The organism is Kytococcus schroeteri, from assembly GCF_002847825.1.
GTDB classification, from domain to species: Bacteria; Actinomycetota; Actinomycetes; order Actinomycetales; family Dermatophilaceae; genus Kytococcus; species Kytococcus schroeteri.
Map to the genome: position 1 here is coordinate 1,389 of NZ_PKIZ01000034.1, position 596 is coordinate 1,984.

1 rRNA gene (only partly in view) is annotated in these 596 nt (G+C 52.5%); it reads left to right on the forward strand.

Annotated elements, in window-relative coordinates:
• Positions 1-470, forward strand: a 16S ribosomal RNA gene (locus CYJ76_RS13295); it begins 1,198 nt to the left of the window's first position.
• Positions 471-596 lie beyond the last annotated feature (126 nt).

Genomic DNA, 596 nt, shown 5'->3' on the forward strand with positions numbered 1-596 from the left:
GTCGTGAGATGTTGGGTTAAGTCCCGCAACGAGCGCAACCCTTGTCTTGTGTTGCCAGCACGTTATGGTGGGGACTCGCGAGAGACTGCCGGGGTTAACTCGGAGGAAGGTGGGGATGACGTCAAATCATCATGCCCCTTATGTCCAGGGCTTCACACATGCTACAATGGTCGGTACAGTGGGTTGCGATACCGTGAGGTGGAGCTAATCCCTTAAAGCCGGTCTCAGTTCGGATTGGAGTCTGCAACTCGACTCCATGAAGTCGGAGTCGCTAGTAATCGCAGATCAGCAACGCTGCGGTGAATACGTTCCCGGGCCTTGTACACACCGCCCGTCACGTCATGAAAGTTGGTAACACCCGAAGCCAGTGGCCCAAACTTGTTAGGGAGCTGTCGAAGGTGGGATTGGCGATTGGGACGAAGTCGTAACAAGGTAGCCGTACCGGAAGGTGCGGCTGGATCACCTCCTTTCTAAGGAGTATTTATTTTTTGTTTTGTTTCTGGGTGAATAGGTAGCCGGTTCAGCCATGTGTTGTGGTTGTTGGGTGCTGTTGTGTTCAGGTCACATTTTTGTTGAGTGTGGGATGTTGTGTGTTG